General features: G+C 71.4%; 26 protein-coding genes. 13 read left to right on the top strand and 13 right to left on the bottom strand.

The genetic code is table 11. From position 1 onward, the window contains the following. Positions 1 to 48: 48 nt before the first annotated feature. Together ACBJ32_RS39520 and ACBJ32_RS39515 are read left to right on the top strand one after the other, a co-directional pair. Complete coding sequence (locus tag ACBJ32_RS39520) at positions 49 to 705, top strand: CatB-related O-acetyltransferase (RefSeq protein WP_375131112.1); 657 nt, start codon at positions 49 to 51, stop codon at positions 703 to 705. 53 nt (positions 706 to 758) lie between these two features. Next, positions 759 to 1,931 carry a macrolide family glycosyltransferase gene (locus ACBJ32_RS39515; RefSeq protein WP_375131111.1) on the top strand — a complete coding sequence of 391 codons (1,173 nt, stop codon included), beginning with the start codon at positions 759 to 761 and terminating at the stop codon, positions 1,929 to 1,931. Between the two features lie 13 nt (positions 1,932 to 1,944). Here the strand turns inward: ACBJ32_RS39515 and ACBJ32_RS39510 are convergent, their stop codons facing one another. Further along, on the bottom strand, positions 1,945 to 2,481 hold the full coding sequence (locus ACBJ32_RS39510; protein ID WP_375131110.1) for a signal peptidase II: 537 nt from the start codon (positions 2,479 to 2,481) through the stop codon (positions 1,945 to 1,947). A gap of 161 nt (positions 2,482 to 2,642) precedes the next feature. Here ACBJ32_RS39510 and ACBJ32_RS39505 point away from each other — a divergent pair, with 161 nt between their 5' ends. Then, complete coding sequence (locus tag ACBJ32_RS39505; protein WP_375131108.1) at positions 2,643 to 3,263, top strand: L-threonylcarbamoyladenylate synthase; 621 nt, start codon at positions 2,643 to 2,645, stop codon at positions 3,261 to 3,263. 103 nt (positions 3,264 to 3,366) lie between these two features. Then, positions 3,367 to 4,656, top strand: a complete 1,290-nt coding sequence (locus ACBJ32_RS39500; RefSeq protein ID WP_375131107.1) for an ArsB/NhaD family transporter — start codon at positions 3,367 to 3,369, stop codon at positions 4,654 to 4,656. A gap of 13 nt (positions 4,657 to 4,669) precedes the next feature. Here the strand turns inward: ACBJ32_RS39500 and ppk2 are convergent, their stop codons facing one another. After that, entirely contained in the window at positions 4,670 to 5,464 is a 795-nt protein-coding gene (ppk2, locus tag ACBJ32_RS39495) for a polyphosphate kinase 2 (protein ID WP_375131106.1), read from the bottom strand. A gap of 259 nt (positions 5,465 to 5,723) precedes the next feature. Here ppk2 and ACBJ32_RS39490 point away from each other — a divergent pair, with 259 nt between their 5' ends. After that, positions 5,724 to 6,137, top strand: a complete 414-nt coding sequence (locus ACBJ32_RS39490; protein WP_375131105.1) for a hypothetical protein — start codon at positions 5,724 to 5,726, stop codon at positions 6,135 to 6,137. 48 nt (positions 6,138 to 6,185) lie between these two features. On the opposite strand, the gene ACBJ32_RS39485 is transcribed toward ACBJ32_RS39490, so the two are convergent. Further along, the gene (locus ACBJ32_RS39485; protein ID WP_375131104.1) at positions 6,186 to 6,950 is read right to left on the bottom strand and encodes an alpha/beta fold hydrolase; all 765 of its coding nucleotides are present in this window, start codon (positions 6,948 to 6,950) and stop codon (positions 6,186 to 6,188) included. Between the two features lie 88 nt (positions 6,951 to 7,038). Here ACBJ32_RS39485 and ACBJ32_RS39480 point away from each other — a divergent pair, with 88 nt between their 5' ends. Further along, complete coding sequence (locus ACBJ32_RS39480; RefSeq protein WP_357890696.1) at positions 7,039 to 7,416, top strand: helix-turn-helix domain-containing protein; 378 nt, start codon at positions 7,039 to 7,041, stop codon at positions 7,414 to 7,416. A 50-nt stretch (positions 7,417 to 7,466) separates the two neighbouring features. Here ACBJ32_RS39480 and ACBJ32_RS39475 read toward each other — a convergent pair whose 3' ends face one another. Beyond that, entirely contained in the window at positions 7,467 to 7,730 is a 264-nt protein-coding gene (locus tag ACBJ32_RS39475; protein ID WP_375131103.1) for a DUF3040 domain-containing protein, read from the bottom strand. Continuing rightward, the gene (gene ctaD / locus ACBJ32_RS39470; protein ID WP_375131369.1) at positions 7,705 to 9,330 is read right to left on the bottom strand and encodes a cytochrome c oxidase subunit I; all 1,626 of its coding nucleotides are present in this window, start codon (positions 9,328 to 9,330) and stop codon (positions 7,705 to 7,707) included. The genes ACBJ32_RS39475 and ctaD overlap by 26 nt, the downstream gene beginning before the upstream one ends. A gap of 228 nt (positions 9,331 to 9,558) precedes the next feature. Between ctaD and ACBJ32_RS39465 the strand changes: the two genes are divergently transcribed. Both ACBJ32_RS39465 and ACBJ32_RS39460 read left to right on the top strand, forming a co-directional pair. Continuing rightward, a complete protein-coding gene (locus ACBJ32_RS39465; RefSeq protein ID WP_375131102.1) occupies positions 9,559 to 10,497 on the top strand; it encodes an AEC family transporter in 939 nt (312 codons plus the stop codon). Between the two features lie 102 nt (positions 10,498 to 10,599). Further along, the gene (locus ACBJ32_RS39460) at positions 10,600 to 11,070 is read left to right on the top strand and encodes a VOC family protein (RefSeq protein ID WP_375131101.1); all 471 of its coding nucleotides are present in this window, start codon (positions 10,600 to 10,602) and stop codon (positions 11,068 to 11,070) included. Positions 11,071 to 11,254: 184 nt separating this feature from the next. Here the strand turns inward: ACBJ32_RS39460 and rpmG are convergent, their stop codons facing one another. Continuing rightward, a complete protein-coding gene (gene rpmG, locus ACBJ32_RS39455; RefSeq protein WP_357890708.1) occupies positions 11,255 to 11,419 on the bottom strand; it encodes a 50S ribosomal protein L33 in 165 nt (54 codons plus the stop codon). Between the two features lie 73 nt (positions 11,420 to 11,492). Here rpmG and ACBJ32_RS39450 point away from each other — a divergent pair, with 73 nt between their 5' ends. Continuing rightward, positions 11,493 to 12,620, top strand: coding sequence for a CobW family GTP-binding protein (locus ACBJ32_RS39450; protein ID WP_375131100.1), 1,128 nt, complete (start codon positions 11,493 to 11,495; stop codon positions 12,618 to 12,620). Continuing rightward, the gene (gene rpsR, locus ACBJ32_RS39445) at positions 12,617 to 12,844 is read left to right on the top strand and encodes a 30S ribosomal protein S18 (protein WP_375131099.1); all 228 of its coding nucleotides are present in this window, start codon (positions 12,617 to 12,619) and stop codon (positions 12,842 to 12,844) included. The genes ACBJ32_RS39450 and rpsR overlap by 4 nt, the downstream gene beginning before the upstream one ends. Positions 12,845 to 12,988: 144 nt before the next feature. On the opposite strand, the gene ACBJ32_RS39440 is transcribed toward rpsR, so the two are convergent. Beyond that, entirely contained in the window at positions 12,989 to 13,984 is a 996-nt protein-coding gene (locus ACBJ32_RS39440) for a GTP-binding protein (protein ID WP_375131098.1), read from the bottom strand. 135 nt (positions 13,985 to 14,119) lie between these two features. Here ACBJ32_RS39440 and ACBJ32_RS39435 point away from each other — a divergent pair, with 135 nt between their 5' ends. Next, positions 14,120 to 14,998, top strand: coding sequence for an LLM class flavin-dependent oxidoreductase (locus ACBJ32_RS39435; RefSeq protein ID WP_375131097.1), 879 nt, complete (start codon positions 14,120 to 14,122; stop codon positions 14,996 to 14,998). Between the two features lie 688 nt (positions 14,999 to 15,686). Here the strand turns inward: ACBJ32_RS39435 and ACBJ32_RS39430 are convergent. The 3 genes from ACBJ32_RS39430 to ACBJ32_RS39420 all read right to left on the bottom strand — a co-directional run bounded on the left by ACBJ32_RS39430 (position 15,687) and on the right by ACBJ32_RS39420 (position 17,564). Beyond that, positions 15,687 to 16,427, bottom strand: coding sequence for a hypothetical protein (locus ACBJ32_RS39430; RefSeq protein ID WP_375131096.1), 741 nt, complete (start codon positions 16,425 to 16,427; stop codon positions 15,687 to 15,689). 307 nt (positions 16,428 to 16,734) lie between these two features. Then, a complete protein-coding gene (locus ACBJ32_RS39425) occupies positions 16,735 to 17,052 on the bottom strand; it encodes a hypothetical protein (protein ID WP_375131095.1) in 318 nt (105 codons plus the stop codon). After that, positions 17,049 to 17,564 carry a hypothetical protein gene (locus ACBJ32_RS39420; RefSeq protein WP_375131368.1) on the bottom strand — a complete coding sequence of 172 codons (516 nt, stop codon included), beginning with the start codon at positions 17,562 to 17,564 and terminating at the stop codon, positions 17,049 to 17,051. Before ACBJ32_RS39420 ends, ACBJ32_RS39425 begins: the two co-directional genes overlap by 4 nt. On the opposite strand from ACBJ32_RS39420, the gene ACBJ32_RS39415 reads away from it, so the two are divergent. Both ACBJ32_RS39415 and ACBJ32_RS39410 read left to right on the top strand, forming a co-directional pair. After that, entirely contained in the window at positions 17,515 to 17,676 is a 162-nt protein-coding gene (locus ACBJ32_RS39415) for a hypothetical protein (protein WP_375131374.1), read from the top strand. The genes ACBJ32_RS39420 and ACBJ32_RS39415 overlap by 50 nt on opposite strands. Before the next feature lie 155 nt (positions 17,677 to 17,831). Beyond that, entirely contained in the window at positions 17,832 to 18,662 is an 831-nt protein-coding gene (locus ACBJ32_RS39410; protein ID WP_375131094.1) for a helix-turn-helix domain-containing protein, read from the top strand. 183 nt (positions 18,663 to 18,845) lie between these two features. Here the strand turns inward: ACBJ32_RS39410 and ACBJ32_RS39405 are convergent, their stop codons facing one another. Genes ACBJ32_RS39405 through ACBJ32_RS39395 form a run of 3 tightly spaced genes read right to left on the bottom strand, consistent with a single transcriptional unit; the run spans position 18,846 to position 21,336 of the window. After that, positions 18,846 to 19,613, bottom strand: coding sequence for an ABC transporter ATP-binding protein (locus ACBJ32_RS39405; RefSeq protein ID WP_375131093.1), 768 nt, complete (start codon positions 19,611 to 19,613; stop codon positions 18,846 to 18,848). Next, complete coding sequence (locus ACBJ32_RS39400; protein ID WP_375131092.1) at positions 19,586 to 20,419, bottom strand: ABC transporter permease; 834 nt, start codon at positions 20,417 to 20,419, stop codon at positions 19,586 to 19,588. Before ACBJ32_RS39400 ends, ACBJ32_RS39405 begins: the two co-directional genes overlap by 28 nt. Next, positions 20,416 to 21,336, bottom strand: a complete 921-nt coding sequence (locus tag ACBJ32_RS39395) for an aliphatic sulfonate ABC transporter substrate-binding protein (protein WP_375131367.1) — start codon at positions 21,334 to 21,336, stop codon at positions 20,416 to 20,418. Before ACBJ32_RS39395 ends, ACBJ32_RS39400 begins: the two co-directional genes overlap by 4 nt. Positions 21,337 to 21,368: the final 32 nt, after the last annotated feature.

Here is a 21,368-nt window from a genome sequence, read left to right as displayed (position 1 = left end):
ATGCCACCATCTTAATGTACATCTTGTCGCATTAACGGAGTCACTTGTATGAACCCGCTCGTTCCCGCCGATCCGGCCGTGCTGCACCCGATGCCGGAGCAGCCGCGGGTGGTGCTGCTCCGTCCGCTGGTGAAGTCCCCGCTGATCGAGGTCGGGGAGTTCTCCTACTACGACGACCCGGACGATGCGACCGCGTTCGAGACGCGCAACGTGCTCTACCACTACGGGCCGGAGAAGCTGGTCATCGGCAAGTTCTGCGCGCTGGGCACGGGCGTGCGGTTCATCATGAACGGCGCCAACCACCGCATGGACGGCCCCTCGACCTTCCCCTTCCCCACCATGGGCGGCTCGTGGGCACACCACTTCGACCTGCTGACCGGCCTGCCGAACCGGGGGGACACCGTCGTCGGCAACGACGTCTGGTTCGGGTACGGCGCGACGGTGATGCCGGGCGTGCGGATCGGGCACGGCGCGATCATCGGCGCCGGCGCCGTGGTCACCGCCGACGTGCCCGACTACGGGATCGCCGGCGGCAACCCGGCGCGGCTCATCCGCACCCGCTACAGCGCCGAGGACGTCGCCCGGCTGCTGGCCGTGGCCTGGTGGGACTGGCCGGTGGAGCACATCACCGAGCACGTCCGGACGATCATGTCGGGCAGCGTCGCCGACCTGGAGGCCGCCGCCCCGGGCATCCGCCGCCCGTGAAGCCCGCCCGCACCGGTGGCCGGCCGCCGCGAACCCGAAATGAGTGATCTTCCATGTCCCGCCGTGCCCACATCGCGATGGTCGGCATCCCCATCGTCAGCCACGTCCTGCCCAGCCTCGAGATCATCCGCGAGCTGGTGTCCCGCGGCCACCGGGTGACCTACGCCAACGACCCCGCCGTCGCCGGCCTCATCACCGCCACCGGCGCCGAACTCATCCCCTGCACCTCGGTGCTGCCGGTCGCCGACAACAACTGGCCCGACGACCCCATCGCCGCGATGGGCCTGTTCCTCGACGACGCCGTACAGGCCCTCCCGCAGCTGCGCGCCGCCTACGACCACGACCCCGCCGACCTCTACCTGTACGACATCGGCGCCTACGCCGCACGCGCCCTCGCGGAGGCCCAGGGCCGCCCCCTGCTGCAACTGTCGCCGACGTTCGTGGCCTGGAAGGGCTACGACGAGGACGTGGCGGCGCACCTGCGGCGGCTGCCGGGCGCCGACGCCTACCGGGCCAGGTTCGCGCGGTGGCTGGCCGGCACCGGGGCGTCCACCACCGACGTGGACAGCTTCTCCGGCGTCCCCGCCCGCGCCCTGGCCCTGATCACCCGGGCCATGCAACCGCACGCCGACCAGGTCGACACCGGCACGGTGACCTTCGTCGGCCCCTGCTTCGCCCCGCGCCGCGAGGAGGGCGGGTGGACCCGTCCCGCCGGTGCCGGGAAGGTCCTGCTGATCTCCCTGGGCTCGGCCTACACCCGGCAGCCCGAGTTCTACCGGCAGTGCCTGGCCGCCTTCGGCGACCTGCCGGGCTGGCACGTCGTGCTGCAGATCGGCAAGTACACCGACGCGGGCGAGCTGGGCGCCATCCCGGCGAACGTCGAGGTGCATCCCTGGGTGCCGCAGCGGGCGATCCTGGAGCAGGCGGACGCCTTCGTCACCCATGCGGGCATGGGCGGCTGCGGCGAGGGGCTGCTGGCGGGCGTCCCGATGATCGCCGTTCCGCAGGCCGCCGAGCAGTTCGTCAACGCCGACCGGCTCGTGGAGCTGGGCGTCGCCCGCCGCATCGACACCCCGGAGGCCACGGCCGGCGCCCTGCGGGCCGCCCTGCTCGACCTCACCGGCGACCCGGAGGTGGCCCGCCGCTCGGCCCGGCTCCAGGCGGACGCGCGCGCGGAGGGCGGCACCACCCGCGCCGCCGACCTCGTCGAGCAGCTGCTGCCCTGACCGCCCGCGGCGGTCAGGACGACGGCTGTCCCTCCTTGGCGACGGCGGCCCCCAGGGGGATGCCGCGCAGCGTGAGGAGCAGGAGGAGGGCGCAGCTCAGGGTGAGGGCGATGTCGGCGACGTTGCCGACGAACAGGCCGCCGTAGCCGATGAAGTCGACGACGTGGCCCTGGGCGAAGCCCGGCGGGCGGAACAGGCGGTCGAGCAGGTGGGAGGTGGCGCCGCCCAGCAGCCCGCCGAGCACGACCGCCCAGGCCGGGGAGCGCAGGCGCCGCCCGGTGTACAGGATGCCCGCGACCGCCGCGGCCGTCGTCAGAGTGAACACCCAGGTCACCCCCTCGCCGATCGAGAACGCGGCGCCGGAGTTCAGCAGCAGCCGCAGCTCGATGAGGCCCGGGATCACCGGGATGTTCCGGCCGTCCGAGAGCGCGGAGACCGCCCACAGCTTGGACGCCTGGTCGGCGAGCAGGACCGTCGCGGCCAGCACCAGCATCCACCCGTACGGCCGCACGCTCCGGCCCGTGTCGCGTGCGCTGCGGTTCTCCGGCATCTCGACCTCACATTCCCCTGACTGATTCGCGTCGAATGTACCGGCCAGATGGATCAGCCGCCTGGTGGCGCCCTCAGCCGCGACTGAAGCATGATCGGCCATCGCGGGAATCCGGCACCTGGTGTGCCGCGCCGAGGCGGGCCGCTTCTAGGATCCCAGGTGTGGCCAAGTACTTCGACCTCCACCCGGACAACCCGCAGCCCCGCCTGATCAGCCAGGTCGTCGAGCTGTTGCACTCGGACGGGCTCATCGCGTACCCGACGGACTCCTGTTACGCCCTGGGCTGCCGGCTGGGCAACAAGGAGGGCCTCGACCGGATCAGGGAGATCCGCGGCCTCGGCAGCGACCATCACTTCACCCTCATCTGCAGGGACTTCGCCCAGTTCGGACAGTTCGTTCATGTGAGCAACGCCGTGTTCCGGCTGGTCAAGGCGGCGACCCCGGGCGGTTACACGTTCATCCTGCCCGCGACCAAGGAGGTGCCGCGCCGGCTGCTGCATCCCAGGAAGAAGACGGTCGGCGTCCGGATCCCCGATCACGTCGTGACGCAGGCGCTGCTGGCCGAGCTCGGCGAGCCGCTGCTGTCGAGCACCCTGCTGCTGCCGGACGAGACCGATCCGCCGACCCAGGGCTGGGAGATCAAGGAGAGGCTCGACCACGTGGTGGACGCCGTCATCGACGCCGGCGAGTGCGGCGCCACCCCCACGACCGTCATCGACCTGTCGCAGGACGAGCCCGAGATCCTGCGGAGAGGGACGGGCGACCCCTCCCTCTTCGAGTAGAGCCGGTCGGCGACGTCGTCGCCGTCGATCACGAAAGGCCACCGATGCGCGCCCGCGACCTGGACACCCCCTCCCCCGCCTGCGCACCGCCGGGGGTGCCGGCGTGACAGCGCTCTCCTGGGTGGCGGTGGCCGTCTTCCTGCTCGCGTACGGGCTGATCGCCAGCGAGAAGGTGCACCGGGTGGCGGCGGCGCTCGGCGGCGCCGGGATCATGCTGCTGATCCACGCCACCGACGCCGGGGCCGCGTTCTTCTCCGAAGAGACCGGCATCGACTGGAACGTCATCTTCCTGCTGCTCGGCATGATGGTCATCGTCGGGGTGCTCAAGCAGACGGGGGTCTTCGAGTTCCTGGCCATCTGGGCGGCCAAGCGCGCCCGCGGGCGTCCCTACCGGCTCATGGTGCTGCTGGTGGTGATCACCGCGTCGGCGTCGGCGCTGCTGGACAACGTGACCACCGTGCTGCTCATCGCGCCGGTGACGTTCCTGGTGTGCGAGCGGCTGGCGCTGCCCGCGGCGCCGTACCTGATCGCCGAGGCCATGGCCTCCAACATCGGCGGCACCGCCACCCTGGTCGGCGACCCGCCGAACATCATCATCGCCAGCCGGGGCGGGCTCGGCTTCAACGACTTCCTCGCCCACATGGCGCCCATGGTCATCGTGCTCATGGTCGTCTTCGTCGGGCTGTGCCGGCTGCTGTTCCGCGAGCACTTCCGCTACGACCCCGAGCGGGCGGCCGAGGTGATGGCGCTCAACGAGCGCGAGGCGATCGCCGACCGGCGGCTGCTGTGGCAGTCGATGGCCGTGCTGGCGCTGGTCATGGCCGCGTTCGTGCTCCATCCGGTGCTGCACTACGAGCCGTCGGTGGTCGCCGTGCTGGGCGCCGGGGTGCTGGTCGCCGCGACCCGCGTCACCACCGAGGAGGCCATCGGCGAGGTCGAGTGGCCGACCCTGGTGTTCTTCGCCGGGCTGTTCGTCATGGTCGGCGCGCTGGTGCACACCGGCGTGATCGGCCAGGTGTCCCGGCTCGCCGCCGACGCCACCCAGGGGCAGCTCGGCCTGACCACGATGCTGCTGCTGTGGGCCTCGGGCGGGCTGTCGGCGATCGTGGACAACATCCCGTACGTGGCCACCATGAGCCCCATCGTCGCCGACCTCGTCCAGGCCAACGGCGGCAACGAGCACGCCCAGGTGCTCTGGTGGGCCCTGGCCTTCGGCGCCGACCTCGGCGGCAACGCCACCGCCGTCGGAGCCGCGGCCAACGTGGTCGTCCTGGGCATCGCCGCCCGCAACGGCACCCCGATCAGCTTCTGGCAGTTCACCAGGTACGGCCTGGTCGTCACCGTGGTGACGATCGCCCTGTGCACGCCGTACCTGTGGCTGCGCTACCTGTGAGACCGGTACGCGGTCAGGCGAGGTCGCCCGTCACGTCGGGCACCGGTGTCTCCACCCTCGGCGGGCGCCGGTACCCCGTCGGGGCGGGCCGGTCCGGGATCTCCAGCGGCGCGCGCTCGACCTCGCCGTACGGGACCGTGGAGAGCAGGTGGGAGATCATGTTGATCCTGGCCCGCCGCTTGTCCTCGCTCTCCACCTCGTACCACGGCGCCTCGGGGATGTGGGTGTGGATCATCATCTCGTCCTTGGCCCGCGAGTACTCCTCCCAGCGGGTGATCGACTCCAGATCCATCTCCGACAGCTTCCAGCGCCGCATCGGGTCCTCCAGCCGGGCGCGGAAGCGGCGCTCCTGCTCGGCGTCGCTGACCGAGAACCAGTACTTGCGCAGCAGGATCCCGTCCTCCACCAGCAACCGCTCGAAGATCGGGCACTGGTGCAGGAACCGGGTGTACTCCTCCTGGGTGCAGAAGCCCATCACCCGCTCGACCCCGGCCCGGTTGTACCAGCTCCGGTCGAACAGCGCGATCTCCCCCGCGGCCGGCAGGTGCTCGATGTAACGCTGGAAGTACCACTGCGTACGCTCGCGCTCGGTGGGCGCGGGCAGCGCGACGATCCTGGTCACCCGGGGGTTGAGATACTCGGCGACCCGCTGGATCGTGCCTCCCTTGCCGGCGGCGTCCCGCCCCTCGAAGATCACCACCAGGCGGCGGCCCTCGGCCCGGACCCACTCCTGCAGCTTCACCAGCTCGGCCTGCAACCGGAACAATCGCTTCTCGTACGGCTTGCGGCGCAGCTTGCCGGCGCTCATGCCCATCACCTCCGTCCCGCCACCGTACGCCGTGCCGCCCGGCCCGCACCGACGCGGGTGTTCAGTCCCCGGCGCAGCCGGGTGACCGGTGAGGGCGCCACGTGCTGCCCAGGTACCCCTCGTTGAACAGCAGGGAGACGACCGCCGGCACCTCGCCGAGCCGCTGCGGCAGCTCGCCGAACTCAGCTGCAAGCCGATCACAAGAGCGGCGGCCTATCTCTTGGAGGGTTCGATCGTCACCGCACCGTGGAGTTCCCTCATGCGTTCGCTCGCCGTCCTCGCCACCGCCGCCACCGCCGCCGCTGTCTCGCTGGCGGTCAGCACCCCGGCCGCCGCCACCCCGGCGATGTGGAAGTGGCGTGCCGTGCACTCCGCCGACGGCATGGCCGCCGCCTGGGGCGAGGTGGCCGTCCACCAGTTCGGCCACGTCGTGGACGGCAAGCTGGAGGACACGCGCGGCAAGGGCTGCGCGTGGGCGGTGCTGCGCTCGCAGGACTCGCGCAACGGCCGCTGGCGCGACCACGGCTTCTACAACTGCGTGCCGGGCGTCGGCACCTTCAGGAAGGACTACCGCGACACGCGGCAGGTCAGGGTCCAGGTCTGCCGCGGCACGGCCAAGCGGCCCACGGGCGAGTGCTCGCCGTGGAAGACCCTGCTGCGGCCGGGACAGTAGCGGGCCAGGCGCCGTGGTGATCCGGCCGCCGCCGCGGCCGGGTGCGCCTCAAGCGGCCCGGCGCTCCTCCAGGAACGGCAGCACCTGGCCCAGCACGTGATCGGTGCGCCGCAGCGCCTCGCCGTGGTCGGCGTCCGGAACGGAGAAGAACCGGGCGCCGTGGGCGAGCGCGTGGTCGCGCATCGGGTCGTGCCAGGGGTCGGCGGTGCCCGCGTACATCAGGACGGGCACCCCGGAGGCGGCCAGCCGCGAGCCCAGGCCGGGCTCGCGGGAGAACATGTCGTAGTTCGCCCGGTACGCCGCCGGGTCGCCTGCCTCGATGACCGCCACCTGGTACGGATGCCCCAGTGCGCCCCCCTTGACGATCTCGTACACGTCGTGGTCACCCGGCAGCCCGAGCGCGGCCAGCACCGCCGGCACCCGGGACCGGAAGCCGTCCGGGTCGAAGCCGCCCGCCACCAGCCGGGTCAGCCGTTCGGGCGCGTACGCGGCCACGGCGTACCCGGTCATGGCGCCCAGCGAGTATCCCCAGAACGCGGCCCGGTCGAGGCCCAGGTCGTCCAGGACGGCGGTGACGTACTCGGCGCGGCGCCGCGCCGAGTACGCCTCCGGCTCGTGCGGCGCGTCGCTGGCGCCCAGCCCGAGCGGGTCGATGGCGATGACGGTGTGGGAGGCGGCCAGGACGCCGGTGTAGCCGAGGTGCGCCCAGTGGCCGCCGTCCTCGAACATGCCGGGGTGCAGGACCACGGGCGGGCCGCCGTTCCCGGCGACCTGGTAGGCGATGCGATGTCCGTTGCTGCGCGCGTAGTGCACGGTCAGAACCCCCTGAGCAGGAACGTTACCTCTTGTAACGGGAGTCATCCTGAGGGATGATCGGCGGGTTCGAAAAGGAGGCACTTTCTTGTCGCAACGGAACACCGCCGTAACGGACCAGGTCACCGACTGTCCGCTGCCCGAGGTGCTGCGGCTGATCGGCGACAAGTGGTGCATCCAGATCCTGGTCGAGCTGGGCGCGGGGCCGCGCAGGTTCACCCAGCTGGAGCGCGCGATCGAGGGCGTCAGCCGCCGCATGCTGACGCTCAACCTGCGCAACCTCGAACGCAACGGCCTGGTCACCCGCACCGTGCACCCGGACTCGCCGCCGAGCGTCGAGTACGCCATCACGCCGCTGGCCGAGGACATCCGCGAACCCCTGGAGCTGCTCGCCCAGTGGGCCCGCGGTGCCATCCCGGCCCTGGTGGCGGCGCGGCGGGAGTACGACGCCCGCTGTCAGAACTGAGCACGATGCCCGACCGGCGGTTCCCGCAGGGCGCAGCCCGCCCGGAGCGGTCACTTGCCGCAGGTGACGATCACCAGTGTGAGGATCCCGCTCAGGATCAGCGCCATGGCCGCCACCACGGCCACCTCGGTGCGGCTGACGTGGTCGCCGAAACGGCGCGGGCCGTCCTGCGCGGCGCGTTCGTTGAACTCGGTGAGCCGGCTGGCCAGGCGTTCCCCGCTGCGCCGCAGTTCGAGCTCGATCGCCGCCAGGACGTGCCGCTCCCGCGGTGACAGGCCGTCCACGCCGTCACTCCGCCGCTCGGCCGCCGGCATGCGGATAGTGCAGGTCGAAGGCGGGTCGTTCGGAGCGGATGCGGGGCATGTTGGTGAAGTTGTGCCGGGGCGGCGGGCAGGACGTGGCCCACTCCAGGGAGTTGCCGAACCCCCAGGGGTCGTCCACGACCACCTTCTTCCCCTTCCGCGCGGTGTACCAGACGTTGAACAGGAACGGCAGCGTCGAGATGCCCAGGACGAGCGCTCCGATGGAGGAGAAGAGGTGCAGGTCGGTGAAGCCGTCGTCGGGGCCGTAGTCGGCGTAGCGGCGCGGCATGCCGGCCACGCCGAGCCAGTGCTGGACCAGGAACGTCATGTGGAATCCGATGAACAGCAGCCAGAAGTGCAGCTTGCCGAGCCCTTCGTGCAGCATGCGCCCCGTCATCTTCGGCCACCAGAAGTAGAACCCGGCGAACATGGCGAACACCACGGTGCCGAACACCACGTAGTGGAAGTGCGCGACGACGAAGTAGGTGTCGGTGACGTGGAAGTCCAGCGGCGGCGAGCCGAGGATGACACCGGTCAGGCCGCCGAGCAGGAACGTGATGAGGAACCCGATCGCGAACAGCATCGGCGTCTCGAAGCTCAGGTGCCCGCGCCACATCGTGCCGATCCAGTTGAAGAACTTCACGCCGGTCGGGACCGCAATGAGGAAGGTGAAGAAGGAGAAGAACGGCAGCAGCACCTGCCCGGTGGGGAACATGTGGTGCGCCCAGACGGTCATCGACAGCCCGGCGATGGCGATGGTCGCCCCGACCAGGCCGATGTAGCCGAAGATGGGCTTACGGCTGAAGACCGGGATGACCTCGGTGATGATGCCAAAGAACGGCAGCGCGATGATGTAGACCTCGGGGTGGCCGAAGAACCAGAACAGGTGCTGCCAGAGCATCGGGCCGCCGTTGCCCGGGCTGAAGTACTGCGTGCCGAGCTTGCGGTCTCCCTCCAGCGCGAGCAGCGCGGCGGCCAGCACGGGGAACGCCATCAGCACGAGCATGCTGGTCAGCAGCACGTTCCAGGTGAAGATCGACATGCGGAACATGGTCATGCCGGGGGCGCGCATGCAGATGATCGTGGTGATGAAGTTGACCGCGCCGAGGATCGTCCCCACGCCGGCCAGGCTCAGCCCCATGACCCACAGGTCGCCCCCGATCCCGGGTGTGAAGACCGCGTCCGACAGCGGCGTGTAGGCGAACCAGCCGAAGCTGGCCGCCCCCGACGGGCTGAAGAAGCCGCTGACCGCGATGAGACCGCCGAACAGGAACAGCCAGAAGCTCACCGCGTTCAGCCGCGGGAAGGCCACGTCCGGCGAGCCGATCTGCAGCGGCATGACCACGTTGGCGAACCCGGCGAACAGCGGGGTGGCGAACAGCAGCATCATGATCGTGCCGTGCATGGTGAAGAGCTGGTTGTACTGCTCGTTGCTCACCAGCTGCAGGTCCGGGTGGACGAGCTCGGCCCGGATGATCAGCGCCATGATGCCGGCCAGCGAGAAGAACACGAAGGAGGCGATCAGGTACATGTAGCCGATGACCTTGTGGTCCGTGCTCGACATCCAGCGCACGATGACGCGGCCCTTGCCCGTCGACTCGACCGGCGCCACGGCGGACGTCAACGGCTCGTCAGTACGCGGTTCGTCAATGGTCACCGGAGACCCCCCATTTGCCCCGTGGTGCTCTCGGCGCCCTCACATGACGGTGTTTACGCAGGTCAGCGCCGTACGACGGGCTTACCCCCTCCTTGGGGACCTATGCCGGTACCGCGCGGCGAGCCCGGACCGGACCGGCTCGGACCGGCCGGGAGACCTCGGATACCCTCCTGAACGTCCAGTTTGGGAGGGAATGGGTTGTCGGGGGTTGTTGCGGCGTTCGCCGCCTTGGTGTCAGTTGCTGTGCTCGGCTACGTCATCGGTGTCATCGGCCTGCTGCGGGCCAGTGACGAGCTGGTGCTGTCGCGGCTGGCGTTCTTCGTGGCGACCCCGGCGCTGATGTTCGCCACCGTGTCGCGGGCCGATCTGGGCGCGCTGCTCTCGCCGGTGCTGCTGACCGAGATCATCGCGGTGGCGGTCACGCAGCTCGTGTTCGTGCTGGTGGCCAAGCTGCTCTGGCGGCGGACGACGGGGCAGGCCACGATCGGCGCGCTGGCCTCGTCGTACGTCAACGCCGGCAACCTGGGCGTGCCGATCTCGCTGTACGTGCTCGGCGACGCCGCCCTCGTCGCGCCCATCCTGCTCTTCCAGCTCCTCGTCCTGACCCCGGTCTCGTTCCTGATCCTCGACAAGGGCTCCCGCTCGCCGCGCGCGGCGCTGCTGCTGCCGTTCCGCAACCCGCTCACGGTCGCCTCTCTGCTCGGCCTGGCGCTCGCGCTCAGCGGGTTCTCGCTGCCGGTCACGGTCATGCGCCCGATCGACCTGCTCGGCGGCGCGGCCGTGCCGGTGGCGCTGCTGGCGTACGGGCTGAGCCTGTACGGCTCGCGCCGCGCGGCGAGCGCCCCGGAGGAGGACGGCGTCGGCAAGGACATCGCCCTGGCCGTGACGCTCAAGGCGTTCGCCCAGCCCGCGCTCGCGTACGTGACCGCCCGCTTCGCGCTGGGCCTGGAGGGCACGCAGCTACTCGCGGCGACGCTGTTCGCGGCGCTGCCCACCGCCCAGAACATCTACGTCTACGCCGTCACCTACGACACCGGCAGGCGCCTGGCCCGCGGCGCCGTGCTGCTGACCACGGGATTGTCCATCCCGATCATGACGGCGATCGGCGCCGTGCTCGGCTGACGGAATCGCGGGAAAAAATTCTCCTGGATCGTGTCGATCCGCGCTCCGGCCGTACGACGCGTTGGTGACAGATGACGACGAACCCCTGAGGAGGGACCCGCCATGCAGAAGATCACCACGTACCTGTGGTTCGACCACCAGGCCGAGGAGGCCGCCACCTTCTACACCTCGCTGTTCCCCGGCTCCCGCATCGTCAGCGTGCAGCGCTACGGCGAGGCCGGGGCGGGCGAGGCCCAGAAGGTGATGATGGTCGAGTTCGAGCTGGGCGGCCAGCGGTTCCTGGCGTTGAACGGGGGCCCGCAGTTCACGTTCACGGAGGCGATCTCCCTCTACGTGAACTGCGAGTCGCAGGAGGAGGTGGACGAGCTGTGGGCCAAGCTCACCGAGGGCGGCGAGGAGTCGCAGTGCGGCTGGCTGAAGGACCGGTGGGGCCTGTCCTGGCAGATCATCCCCAAGCAGCTTCACGAACTGCTCCAGCACCCCGATCCGGCCACGGCGCAGCAGGTGACGAAGGCCATGCTGGGCATGCAGAAGATCGACGTCAACGCGCTGCGGGCGGCCGCCGGCCAGTGAGCAGGGCGTCCTGGCGCGGCGCCGCCGGGTGGGCGGCGCCGGCCGAGGGGGCGGTCAGCGGCGGGCGACCAGCCCTCGCCGGCACGCCTTGACGAGCGGGCGGAGCACGAGCGGCTCCGCCCGTTCATGACGATCGGCACGAGGCCGGGCGGAGGTCATCTCCCGCCGTGGAGACCGCCCGGCCTCATCGTTCCTCGCGGAACGTCACGTGCCTGCGCACGATCGGGTCGTACTTGCGCAGCGTCAGCCTGTCGGGGTCGTTGCGGCGGTTCTTCCTGGTCACGTACGTGTAGCCGGTCCCGGCTGTCGAGCGGAGCTTGATCACTGGACGCAGCTCGTTCCTGGCCATCGCGATTCCTTTCGGGTTGCGGAGCTGTGCCATGATAACGACAACGATTTTCATTTCGAAAACTGGAGGTCCGGTGCCCACCCCCGTCGTCCTCGTCGCGGGCCTGCACGGCGCGGCCCGCACGGCCGCCGTCGAGCGGCTGCTCGCCGACCATCCCGGCTCGCTCGCCGTACACCACGACCTCGGGCGGGTCACCACCGGCGTGATCAGGCGCACCGTCCGCGACGCGCGGGGCGTGCGGGAGAGCGCCGAGGTGCGGCTCGCGCACGGCTGCGTCACCTGCACGGTCCGCGAGGACCTGCTCCCGCGGCTCGTCGCCCTCGCGCCCGCCGCCCCGCTGCTGATCGCGGACCTGTGGGACTCCGTCGAGCCCCGCTCGGTCGCGGAGGCCGTCGACTGCCCGGAGGCCCGGGACCTGCTGCGGCTCACCGCCGTCCTGACCGCCGTGGACGCCGGCGCCATGCCGGAGGACCTCACCAGGGGCGAGCGCCTCATCGAGGTCGGCAAGCCCGCGGCGGCCGGCGACCAGCGCTTCCTGGCCGAGGTGCTGACCCGGCAGCTCGAGTACGCCACCGGCCTGGTGCCGCACGGCGGCGACGAGGACGACCTGGAGCTGACGCGCGCCGTGCTGACGCACCTGACCCCGTTCACGCCGGTGCATCCCGTCACGGCCCTGCCCGCGGTCACCGGGCCCGCGCTGTGCACGTCGGAGCTGGCCGAGCGGGTGGAGCCCGCCACCGCCCAGCTCCCCGGCGACACCACGACCGGCAAGATCACCACCATGGTGTGGCACAGCCGCCGCCCCCTGCACCCGCGCCGCCTCTTCGACGCGGTGGACGAGCTGGTCACCGAGTCCGTACGCTCGCGCGGCCGCTTCTGGCTGGCCACCCGGCCCAGCCGGCTGCTGGCCTGGGACGCGGTGGCCGGCATCGTCTCGGTCGAGGACGCCGGCCCGTGGCTGGCGGCGCTGCCCGAGGCCGCCTGGGACCTGGTCTCGCCGGCCCGCCGCCTGGCCGCCTCCCTGGACTGGCACCCCGAGGCCGGGGACCGCGTCCAGCACCTCGTCCTCACCGGCCCCGACCTGGACACCGGCCGGCTGCGGGCGCTGCTGGACTCGTGCCTGATCACCCCCGAGGACGGCCCCGCCGCCTGCCTCGACGACCCGTTCGCCCCGATGCTCGACCTGAAGGAGATCGCATGAAGGCCCGCCGCACGCCGCGCAGGAAGCCGAACCCGCTGGTGGGCGTGGAGCGCATCGACTACAAGGACACGAACCTGCTGCGCCGGTTCGTCTCGGACCGCGGGAAGATCCGCAGCCGGCGGGTGACGGGGGTGAGCGTGCGGCAGCAGCGGGAGCTCGCCCGCGCCATCAAGAACGGCCGCGAGATGGCCCTGCTGCCGTACGCGTCGCGGCCCGGCACGTGAATCCTGCACGTGAATCCTGCACGTGAGTCCGGCACGTGAGTCCGGCACGCGCGCCTCGCGGGCGGGCTGGGAGGGCGGGCCGGACTCGTGAGCCGGACTCCCGAGCCGGGCACGTGAGCCCGGCCCGGGAGGACGCCGGGTCCGTCAGGACGGCATCATCGTGTCCACGTCGAGGACGAGGGAGAACGGGTCGTCGTAGCCGCTCCAGGCGTCCGAGCCGGCCAGCATCTCCGCCTGGTCGAGCAGGCAGCCGTCGAGCAGGTCGCAGATGCGCCGGTGGTCGAGGTCGGGGCCGGTGAAGACGAGGTGCTGCACGCGGTCGCCGGTCAGGGGGTTCCAGTCGAGGGCGGCCACGGCGCGGCGGGCCGGGCGGCAGGCGTCCCACGCCGACGGAGGCCGGGCGGCCAGCCAGGGGCCGGCGTCGTGCACGGTGAGCCGGCCCGCCACCGAGTCCCAGGCCAGCAGGCGGTCGTGCCTGCTGGCCAGCCAGAAGCGGCCGCGACCGCGTACCGAGCAGGCGGCCAGCTCCTCGGTGACCTGGAACAGGCGGCCGGGGTGCAGGGGTCGCAGCCGGTGCCAGACGACCGTGGTGACCGCGCCGGTCCTGGCCTCGCAGGGCAGCAGCGCGGTGGCGGGATCGACGCGGTCGGCCAGTTCCTCCGGGCACACCGTCCGGCCGGCCAGCCGGGGCAGGCCGTCGCGCAGGTGGTGGACGGGGGTGGCGGGCGCCAGGTGGGCGAGCACCGCCCGTGCCAGCTCGCCGTCCTCGGAGTCGCCGCCGTCGAGGACGAGGTGGGTGGCGTACTCGAGCTGTCTGGCCAGCACCTCGGCGACGTACCGCTCGTCGCGGCCGGGCAGGCGGTCACCGCGCAGGATGTCGACCGGCATGAGGCGGGCGTCGAGGACCGTGAGCACGGCGGCGAGGCGCAGGCCCGCCCGGACGGCGACGGCCTCGGCGAACGCGCGCGGCTCCGCGGTGTCCGCCAGCTCCATCACCAGGAGGGCGGCGCCGGGGAACGCCCCGGGGCCGAGCTCGTGACGGATCGCCACCGACCCCGGGTGATCCGCCAGCAGCCGCCGCACGACGGCCGCGCGGGCGCCGGCGTACGGACCGGCGACCAGGACGACAGGAGTGGTCACGCAACCCCCTCAAACCAGAATGAAAACCATTATCGCTATCTTGTCACACCAAGACTCCCCCGGCCGACTTGATGTCAACCATGCTTGAGGTCCTACCGTGACGCCTGACCGCATGCCACAAGAAGGGTGATCACGATGCGCCTGTCCACGAGCCTGCCCACGGACGACGAAGGCGTCCCCGACATCGCCAAGGCGCGCCACCTGGAGCAGCTCGGCTACGACGCCGCCGGCATGGCCGACGTGATCATCGGGGACGGCACGCCGGGCGCGGACCCGGCGCTCACGCTGGCCGCCGCGGCGGCCGTCACGGAGCGGATCGGGCTGGAGTTCGGCGTGCTGAGCCTGCCGCTGCGCCCGGTGGCGTGGGTGGCCTCCCAGGTGCAGACGCTGCAGCAGCTCTCGGGCGGCCGGGTGGTGCTCGGCGTGGGGATCGGCGGCTTCCCCGGCTCGCCGTTCTGGCGCGCGGTCGGCGCGCCGGCGACCGGCCGGGGCCGCTGGACCGATGCCGCGCTGCGGGCGCTGCCCGACCTGATCGCCGGAAGGCCCACCCTGGTGGGCGAGACCGAGGTGACGCTCGGCCCGGCAGCCGCCGTCCCGCCGATCCTGATCGGCGGGAACTCGGAGGCGGCCATGCGCCGCGCGATCCTGTACGGCGACGGCTGGGCGCCCTCCCTCATCACCCCTGCCGGCCTGGCGGCCAAGGTGGCAAGGCTGCGCGAGCTGGCGGAGGAGCTCGGCCGCCCGGTGCCGCAGGTGTCGGTGGGCGGCCACGCCATCCTGGTCGACGACCGTGCCGCCCTGGAGTCGTTCGTCGCCTCGCTGACCGGGCCGCACGGCATGCCGGAGGAGGTGGCCAGGGACATCCCGGTCACCGGCGGCGCAGAGCGGGCGGCCGAGCGACTGGCGGCGTACGCGGAGGCGGGGGCCGACGCGGTCGGGCTGGGGCTGGACGGCGGGGAGTGGATGCGGCAGGCGGAGACCCTCGCGCAGGCACGTGCGCTCCTGACCGGCTGAACCGGCGAAGGCGCTCAGAGCAGCGCCGATTCCCGGGCCCGCGCGGCCGGGTGGCACCTGGCCAGGGCTCGCCCATCGCCTGGCCGGGGCGCCGCCGCGGTCGTGATCGTCGCGTACGAGCCCGGCTTGACCGGCGCCCTCCGCGGGTGACGAGCTTCCTGAATGTGGCGCAGCACACCGTTGTCGTAACTGTCCTGACAGATCGACGGCAGCAGCGCCGGACCGGGCAGGACGAAGGAGTAGGCCGGCGCGGCGCCCAGCGCCAGCTCCTCCCGGCTCTGCCCGTCGCCTCGCCGCGGCGCCCGGCAGCGGCACGAGACCCGCGAGCACGGTGACGGGCACGAGCAGCCACGGGTCCGGCCACCGCAGCGGGGCGGCGGCGAGCACGGCTGACGGACCGCCTGTCCGGCGCGGCCACGACGTGCCGAGCAACCTGCGGAAGGCGGGAAACGGCAACCGCCTCGACGGCTCGGCGCCACGCCACCGACGCCATGCGGCAGGTCGATGCATGCGTGCCGGCCGGCGTCGTGGCGGGTCCGGCGGTCCTCGGGACGGCCGCATAGACGCCCACGCCAAACAAATACCGCGGCGAGATCATTCGCCACGGTATTTGTCGTTCACCTTTACAAGCGGGCGAGAACGATTTCGGACTCAATCGCCGATCGCCATGCCACGAAATTCCCGCGCGCTAGTTCCAGGCGCGCTGGTAGAAGTCGGACTTGTCGTGACCCCACTTGTCGTGGTGGCGGTCGGACTCGTCGTAACCCCACTTCTCGGGCTTGTCGTGGCTATATCTGTCGAACTTGCCGTAGACGAACTTACCGAAGACGACCTTCTTGCGGTCCCACTTGCCGTGGTATTGGTCGGACTCGTCCTCGCCCCACTTGTCGTAGCGGTGGTCGGACTTGTCGTGACCCCACTTGTCGTGGTGGCGGTCGGACTCGTCGTAAGCCCACTTCTCGGGCTTGCCGTGGCTGTACCTGTCGAAGTTGCCGTAGACGAACTTACCGAAGACGACCTTCTTGCGGTCCCACTTGCCGTGGTGCTGGTCGGACTCGTCGTCGTCCCACTTGCCGTGGTGCTGGTCGGACTCGTCGTCGTCCCACTTCTCGTGGTCCCGGCCGGACTCGTCGTCGTCCCACTTCTCGTGGTCCTGGTCGGATTCGTTGTAGGCCCACTCTTCGTGGTCGGACGCGCTTTCGTCGTCCTGCCAGTAGGAACCGCACGCGGTCGAGACGTAGCCCGGGCAGCCCATGGCGAGGTTCCCCGTTGATACGTAGCCGGCGTCGGCCGGGGTCGCGACAGAGCTCGCGCTCGCCACTCCCTGGGCCAGCGGAGCGGACATGAGACCGGCGGCCACAGCGGCCAGAGCTAGCGTCGCGATACGCCCGTGGCGGAACGTCCGCGATCGCTGGATTTCGGTGTTCACGTGTTTGTTTCCATTCATGGATAAATCGGCGCGAAATCCGGTGCCTACATCTTGTTAGACGCCCGGACGAAGCAGACATACCCACTAGGATCATTGTATTTACGCCTATGAAGCTAAACAGCGCTCCAAATCCAGCACCTTCAAAGGGGCGCTCATTCAACAACGATTTTGGCTTCGTTTGCGTGTCGCGAGACATAGCACGACACTCATTCCAATAAATTCCCATTCGAGCGCCCTGCGGCGGCGTGGCGACAAGGAACCCGGCATGACGCCCAAGCGGCGTTGATCTTGCAGTAAATCCGCTTGGTCAATGCTGAGGATGCGGGCTGTGTCGGCGGCCCACCCGGGCGGCTCCACGCACGGTCGGTGGGGCTCTCGTTGTCCGGCGCACCTCTTCGCACAGCGTCACCAGGTCGACATCCAGGACCGCGCCGGCGACGTCGATGACCGGCGCGTCGCCGGCGGGCAGGTCCACACCGACGGCGGCGATCCGGTCCCCTTCGATGAGCAGGTCGGCGCGGGGCAGGCCGCCCAGCTCCGGGTCCATGGTGACGACGGCGGCTCCGGTGAGCAGGATGCGGCGGCCGGAGGCTGGGCGGCGCAGCTGGTCCAGGGTGGCGTTCATGATGCGTCCCTTCTCGATCGTGGGTGAGGTACCGCCACTTGGTCATGCGGTGGCGCAGGTCCACAGTGGTGGCGGGTACGGGCGTGCAGCCGAAGCGGCTCCCCTTGCCGGTGTCGCGGCCGGAGGTGTTGCCGGCGTCGGCCATCTGCTCGGCCAGGTCGATGGACGGGATCGCCGGCACGCACTGCCGCTTTCGCGCAGGGCGGTGTGACTGTGGTCCCCCGGGCCGACGATGAGACCGACGAGCGGCGGCCGGTGGGAGACGGGCGGGAGGCCGGGTCAGACGGCCTGCGCGGTGGGCAGGATGGTGATCTCGGTGAGGTTGACGTGGCGGGGTGAGGCGGCGATGAAGGCGATGGTCTCGGCCACGTCCGCCGGCCGCAGCGGGTCGATCTCGGTGAGCAGCCCCTCCATGAGGGCGCTGGCGTCGGGGCGCCGATGGCGGCGGTCAGGCCGTCCAGCTTGTCCTTGCGCCGGGCCAGTACGGCGACGCTCGCGCCGAGTTCGGCCAGGCGCAGCGCGGTGGCGGCGCCGATGCCGCTGGAGGCGCCCGAGACGACGGCCACGCGGCCGGCCAGCGGGGTTCCGGTGAGCAGGGTCGAGGTCATGACAAAGATCTCCTGAGGACGAGTGCGATCAGTTCTGCCGGTAGCGGCGCATCGCCGGACCGGTGTCGAGAAGGTGCTCGGCGAGGCTGCGCTGCGCGACGGCTGCGACCCTTCAGCCTGGGAGTGACGCACCCAGGCAGCCGGTCCCGCGGCTGCCTAACCTCGGATGTCATGGACAGTGAGCGCAACGACCTGCTGGGGAGGTTCCTGCGAGAGCGCCGCGCGCTCGCGCGGCCCGAGCAGGCCGGGCTGCCCTCGAACGGCCGCCGGCGGGTTCCCGGGCTGCGCCGCGACGAGGTCGCCCACCTGGCCGGCCTCAGCGCCGGCTACTACGCCCGGCTCGAACAGGGCCGCGAGCATCCCACCCGCCAGACCGTGGAGAGCCTGGCCCGGGCGCTGCACCTGGACGAGCAGGCCCGGGTGGAGTTGTATCGGCTGGCCCGGCCCACCGCCGGGCGCCGCCGGCCCGGCCGCGTCGAGCGGGTCGCGCCCGAGGTGCTGGCCCTGCTCCACGGCTGGACGGTGGCTCCGGCCTTCATCCTGGGCTGGTCCTGTGACGTGCTGGTCCGCAACCCGCTGGCGACCGTGCTGCACAACCGCTTCGTCTTCGGCGACAACCTGCTGCGCATGATCTTCCTCGACCCGGCAGGACGGAAGTTCTTCGGCGACTGGTCCGCCACCGCCCGAGCGGCCGTGCACGACCTGCGCCGAGCGGCCCGCCAGGCCCCGGACGAGCACCACCTGCGCGAACTCGTCGGCGAACTGGCGATCACCAGCTCCGATTTCCGCCGGTTGTGGGCGGCCCCCGAACCGCGCGGCGCGCTCACGCCGGGCAGCCACTTCCACCACCCCGACGTCGGAGACCTGCACCTGCGCACCGAGATCTTCCCCATCGCCAGCGCGCCGGGCCTGCGGCTCGTCGCCCATCCGGCCGAGCCGGACTCCCGCTCGGCCCAGGCCCTGGCCCTGCTGGGCACATTGGCCACTCGACCTGCGGAATAGCCGCATCGTGCCGGAATCGTCCACGCCGGCCACCCGGCCCGACCTGGGCCGACCCGTCGGCGCAGCGCCACCGGCTGTCCGCAGGTGAGCAGGTCGAGCCTGAGGGACGGCTTCCGCGAGGGCAGACCGGGATCAGCACGACCCGGGTGAACGTCACCACCGCCGGAGCCGTCCCGGCCTGCATCAGGACTGGTCGGGGCGTAAGGGCACGCGCAGGCGGGTGAGCAGGTGGCGGCGCAGGGCGCCGAAGGCCGGATCGTCCTGCGCGCGCGGGTGCGTGAGCGTGACGGGGATGTCCTCGGCGATGCGCCCGTCCTCCAGGACGAGGAGACGATCGGCGAGCAGCAGCGCCTCGTTCACGTCGTGCGTGACCAGGAGAGCGGCGAAGTCGTGCTCGCCGCGCAGGCGGAAGAACAGCGCCTGCATCCTGAGCCGGTTGAGCGCGTCCAGGGCGGCGAAGGGCTCGTCGAGCAGCAGGATGTCGGGCTCGCGGACGAGCGCGCGGGCCAGGGCGACCCGCTGGGCCTGGCCGCCGGATAGCTCCGCGGGCCAGGCCCGCCCGCGGTCGGCGAGCCCGACCTCGGCCAGTGCCGCCGCCGTACGCCGGGCCAGGTCTGGTCCGCGCAGGCCGAGCGCGATGTTGCCGGCGACGCGTTTCCACGGCAGCAGCCGGTGCTCCTGGAACACCACCGCGGTGCGCCCGCTGGTGCTGACCTCGCCGTCCGCTCCGGAGTCGAGACCCGCCAGGACGCGCAACAGGGTGCTCTTGCCGGAGCCGCTGGCGCCGAGCAGCGCGACCACCTCGCCTCTCCGGATCCGCAGGTCGACCCCGTCGAGGACAGTCGTGCCGCCGAACGCGCGCGTGACTTTCCGCGCGGTGACCACCGTCTCCGTCGTCAGGTCCGCCGCGCGGGTGGCGGGGCTCAGCTCGCCTCGAGGCCGCGCCGCCATGCCAGGGCCCTCCCTTCCGCCGTACGCAGAGCCAGATCGGACAGCAGGCCGAGCAGGGCGTAGATGAGCAGCCCCAGCACGACGACCTCGGTCTGGGCGAACTCGCGGGCCTCCATCATCATGAAGCCGAGCCCGCTGTCGGCGTTGACCTGCTCGCCGACCACCAGGCTGAGCCATCCCGCGCCGAACGCGAGCCGCAGGCCCAGGAACAGCGACGGCAGCGCGCCGGGCAGCACGACGTGCCGCAGCCGGGCCGCGGCGGACAGGCCACAGGTGCGCGCCGCCTCCACCAGCCGCTCGTCGATGCCCCGGATGCCGCTGTAGGTGTTGAGGTAGACCGGGAAGAACGCGCCCAGCGCGACCAGCGAGATCTTCAGCGGCTCCCCGATGCCGACCCAGATGAGCAGCAGGGGGACCAGGCCGAGGTGGGGCAGCATGCGGGCCATCTGGACGGGCGGGTCCACGAGGTCGTCGCCGATCCGCAGCAACCCGGCGACCGACCCGAGCGCGAGCCCCAGCCCGCCGCCGATGGCCAGGCCGATGACGGCCCGGATCAGCGAGTCGAGCAGGTTGTGCCCGAGCGTTCCGTCGGCGGCCAGCCGCCAGCCCGCGGCCAGCACGTCGCTGGGCGCCGACAGCTTGTCCGGTGGCAGGATCCCGGCGCGCGAGGCCCCTTCCCAGAGCACGACGACGAGCAGCGGGGTGATGATCCGCCGCCGGCGCGTGGTGCGCGGCGGCCGGGGGCGTTGCCGCGGGCGGGTCCGGTCGCGTTCCGTCCTCGAGGCCTGCACGGGCGTCGCCGTCACCGCAGCACCTCGCTGAACCTCTCGTCCACTCGCCCGGCGATGTCCACCTTGCCGGGGATGAGCGCGAGCGCGGCGAAGCCGTCGGCGATGCGTTGCAGCTCCGCGCCGATCTCGGGTGTGACCGGTGCGACGGGTCTGGCGCTGCGGGCCAGGGCGCGCTTGGCGACGTCCTCGGGGATCTTCAGCTCCGGGGCGAGGAGCCGGGCGCGCTCTTCCGGGTGGGCGATGCCCCAGTCGGTGGCCTCGCGGAGCTGCTGGAGCAGCCGCTTGATCTGCGCGGACTTGGCCTCCAGCGCCTCGGGCGAGGCGAGCAGGTACTCCCGGTTGCCCGCGAGCCCGGTCGCGTCGGCGAGCACCTTGACGCCGGGCCGCTCGGCGAGCGCGAAGTACGGATCCCAGATGATCCACGCGTCGACCTGGCCGTTGTCGAACGCGGGCCGTCCTTCCGCCGGCTTGAGGTACTTGACGTTCACGTCCTTGATCGTCATACCGTGCTTCTCCAGCAGCCGCACGAGCAGCCAGTTGACGTTGGAGCCCTTGTTGAGGGCGATCGACCTGCCTTTGAGGTCCTCGAAGCTCGTGATGCCGCTGTCCTCCTTGACCAGGACGGCCTCGCCCTGGGGCACTTCGGCGGAGGTGCTGATGATCCTGAAGTCGGTCCTGCCCGCCGCGGCGAAGATCGGCGGCGCCTCGCCGGTGTAGCCGACGTCGATGGATCCGGCCTTGAGCGCCTCGGTCACCGCCGGACCGCTCTCGAACAACGACCACGTCACGCCGGGCGTCGCACCTCGGGCCTTGACCAGCGTGAGAGCGCCGAACCGCTGATAGCCCACCCGTAGCGGCTGGCCGCTCTCGGTGGCCTGCGACGGTTCACCGCCGCAGGCGACGCCGCCGAGCAGGAGGGCGAGCACGCCCATGACATTCACGAACCACCGTAAGGACCGATCGC

The organism is Nonomuraea sp. GTA35 (assembly GCF_041950525.1).
In the GTDB taxonomy this organism is placed as follows: Bacteria; Actinomycetota; Actinomycetes; order Streptosporangiales; family Streptosporangiaceae; genus Nonomuraea.
This window is presented reverse-complemented; position numbering and strand designations above follow the sequence as displayed.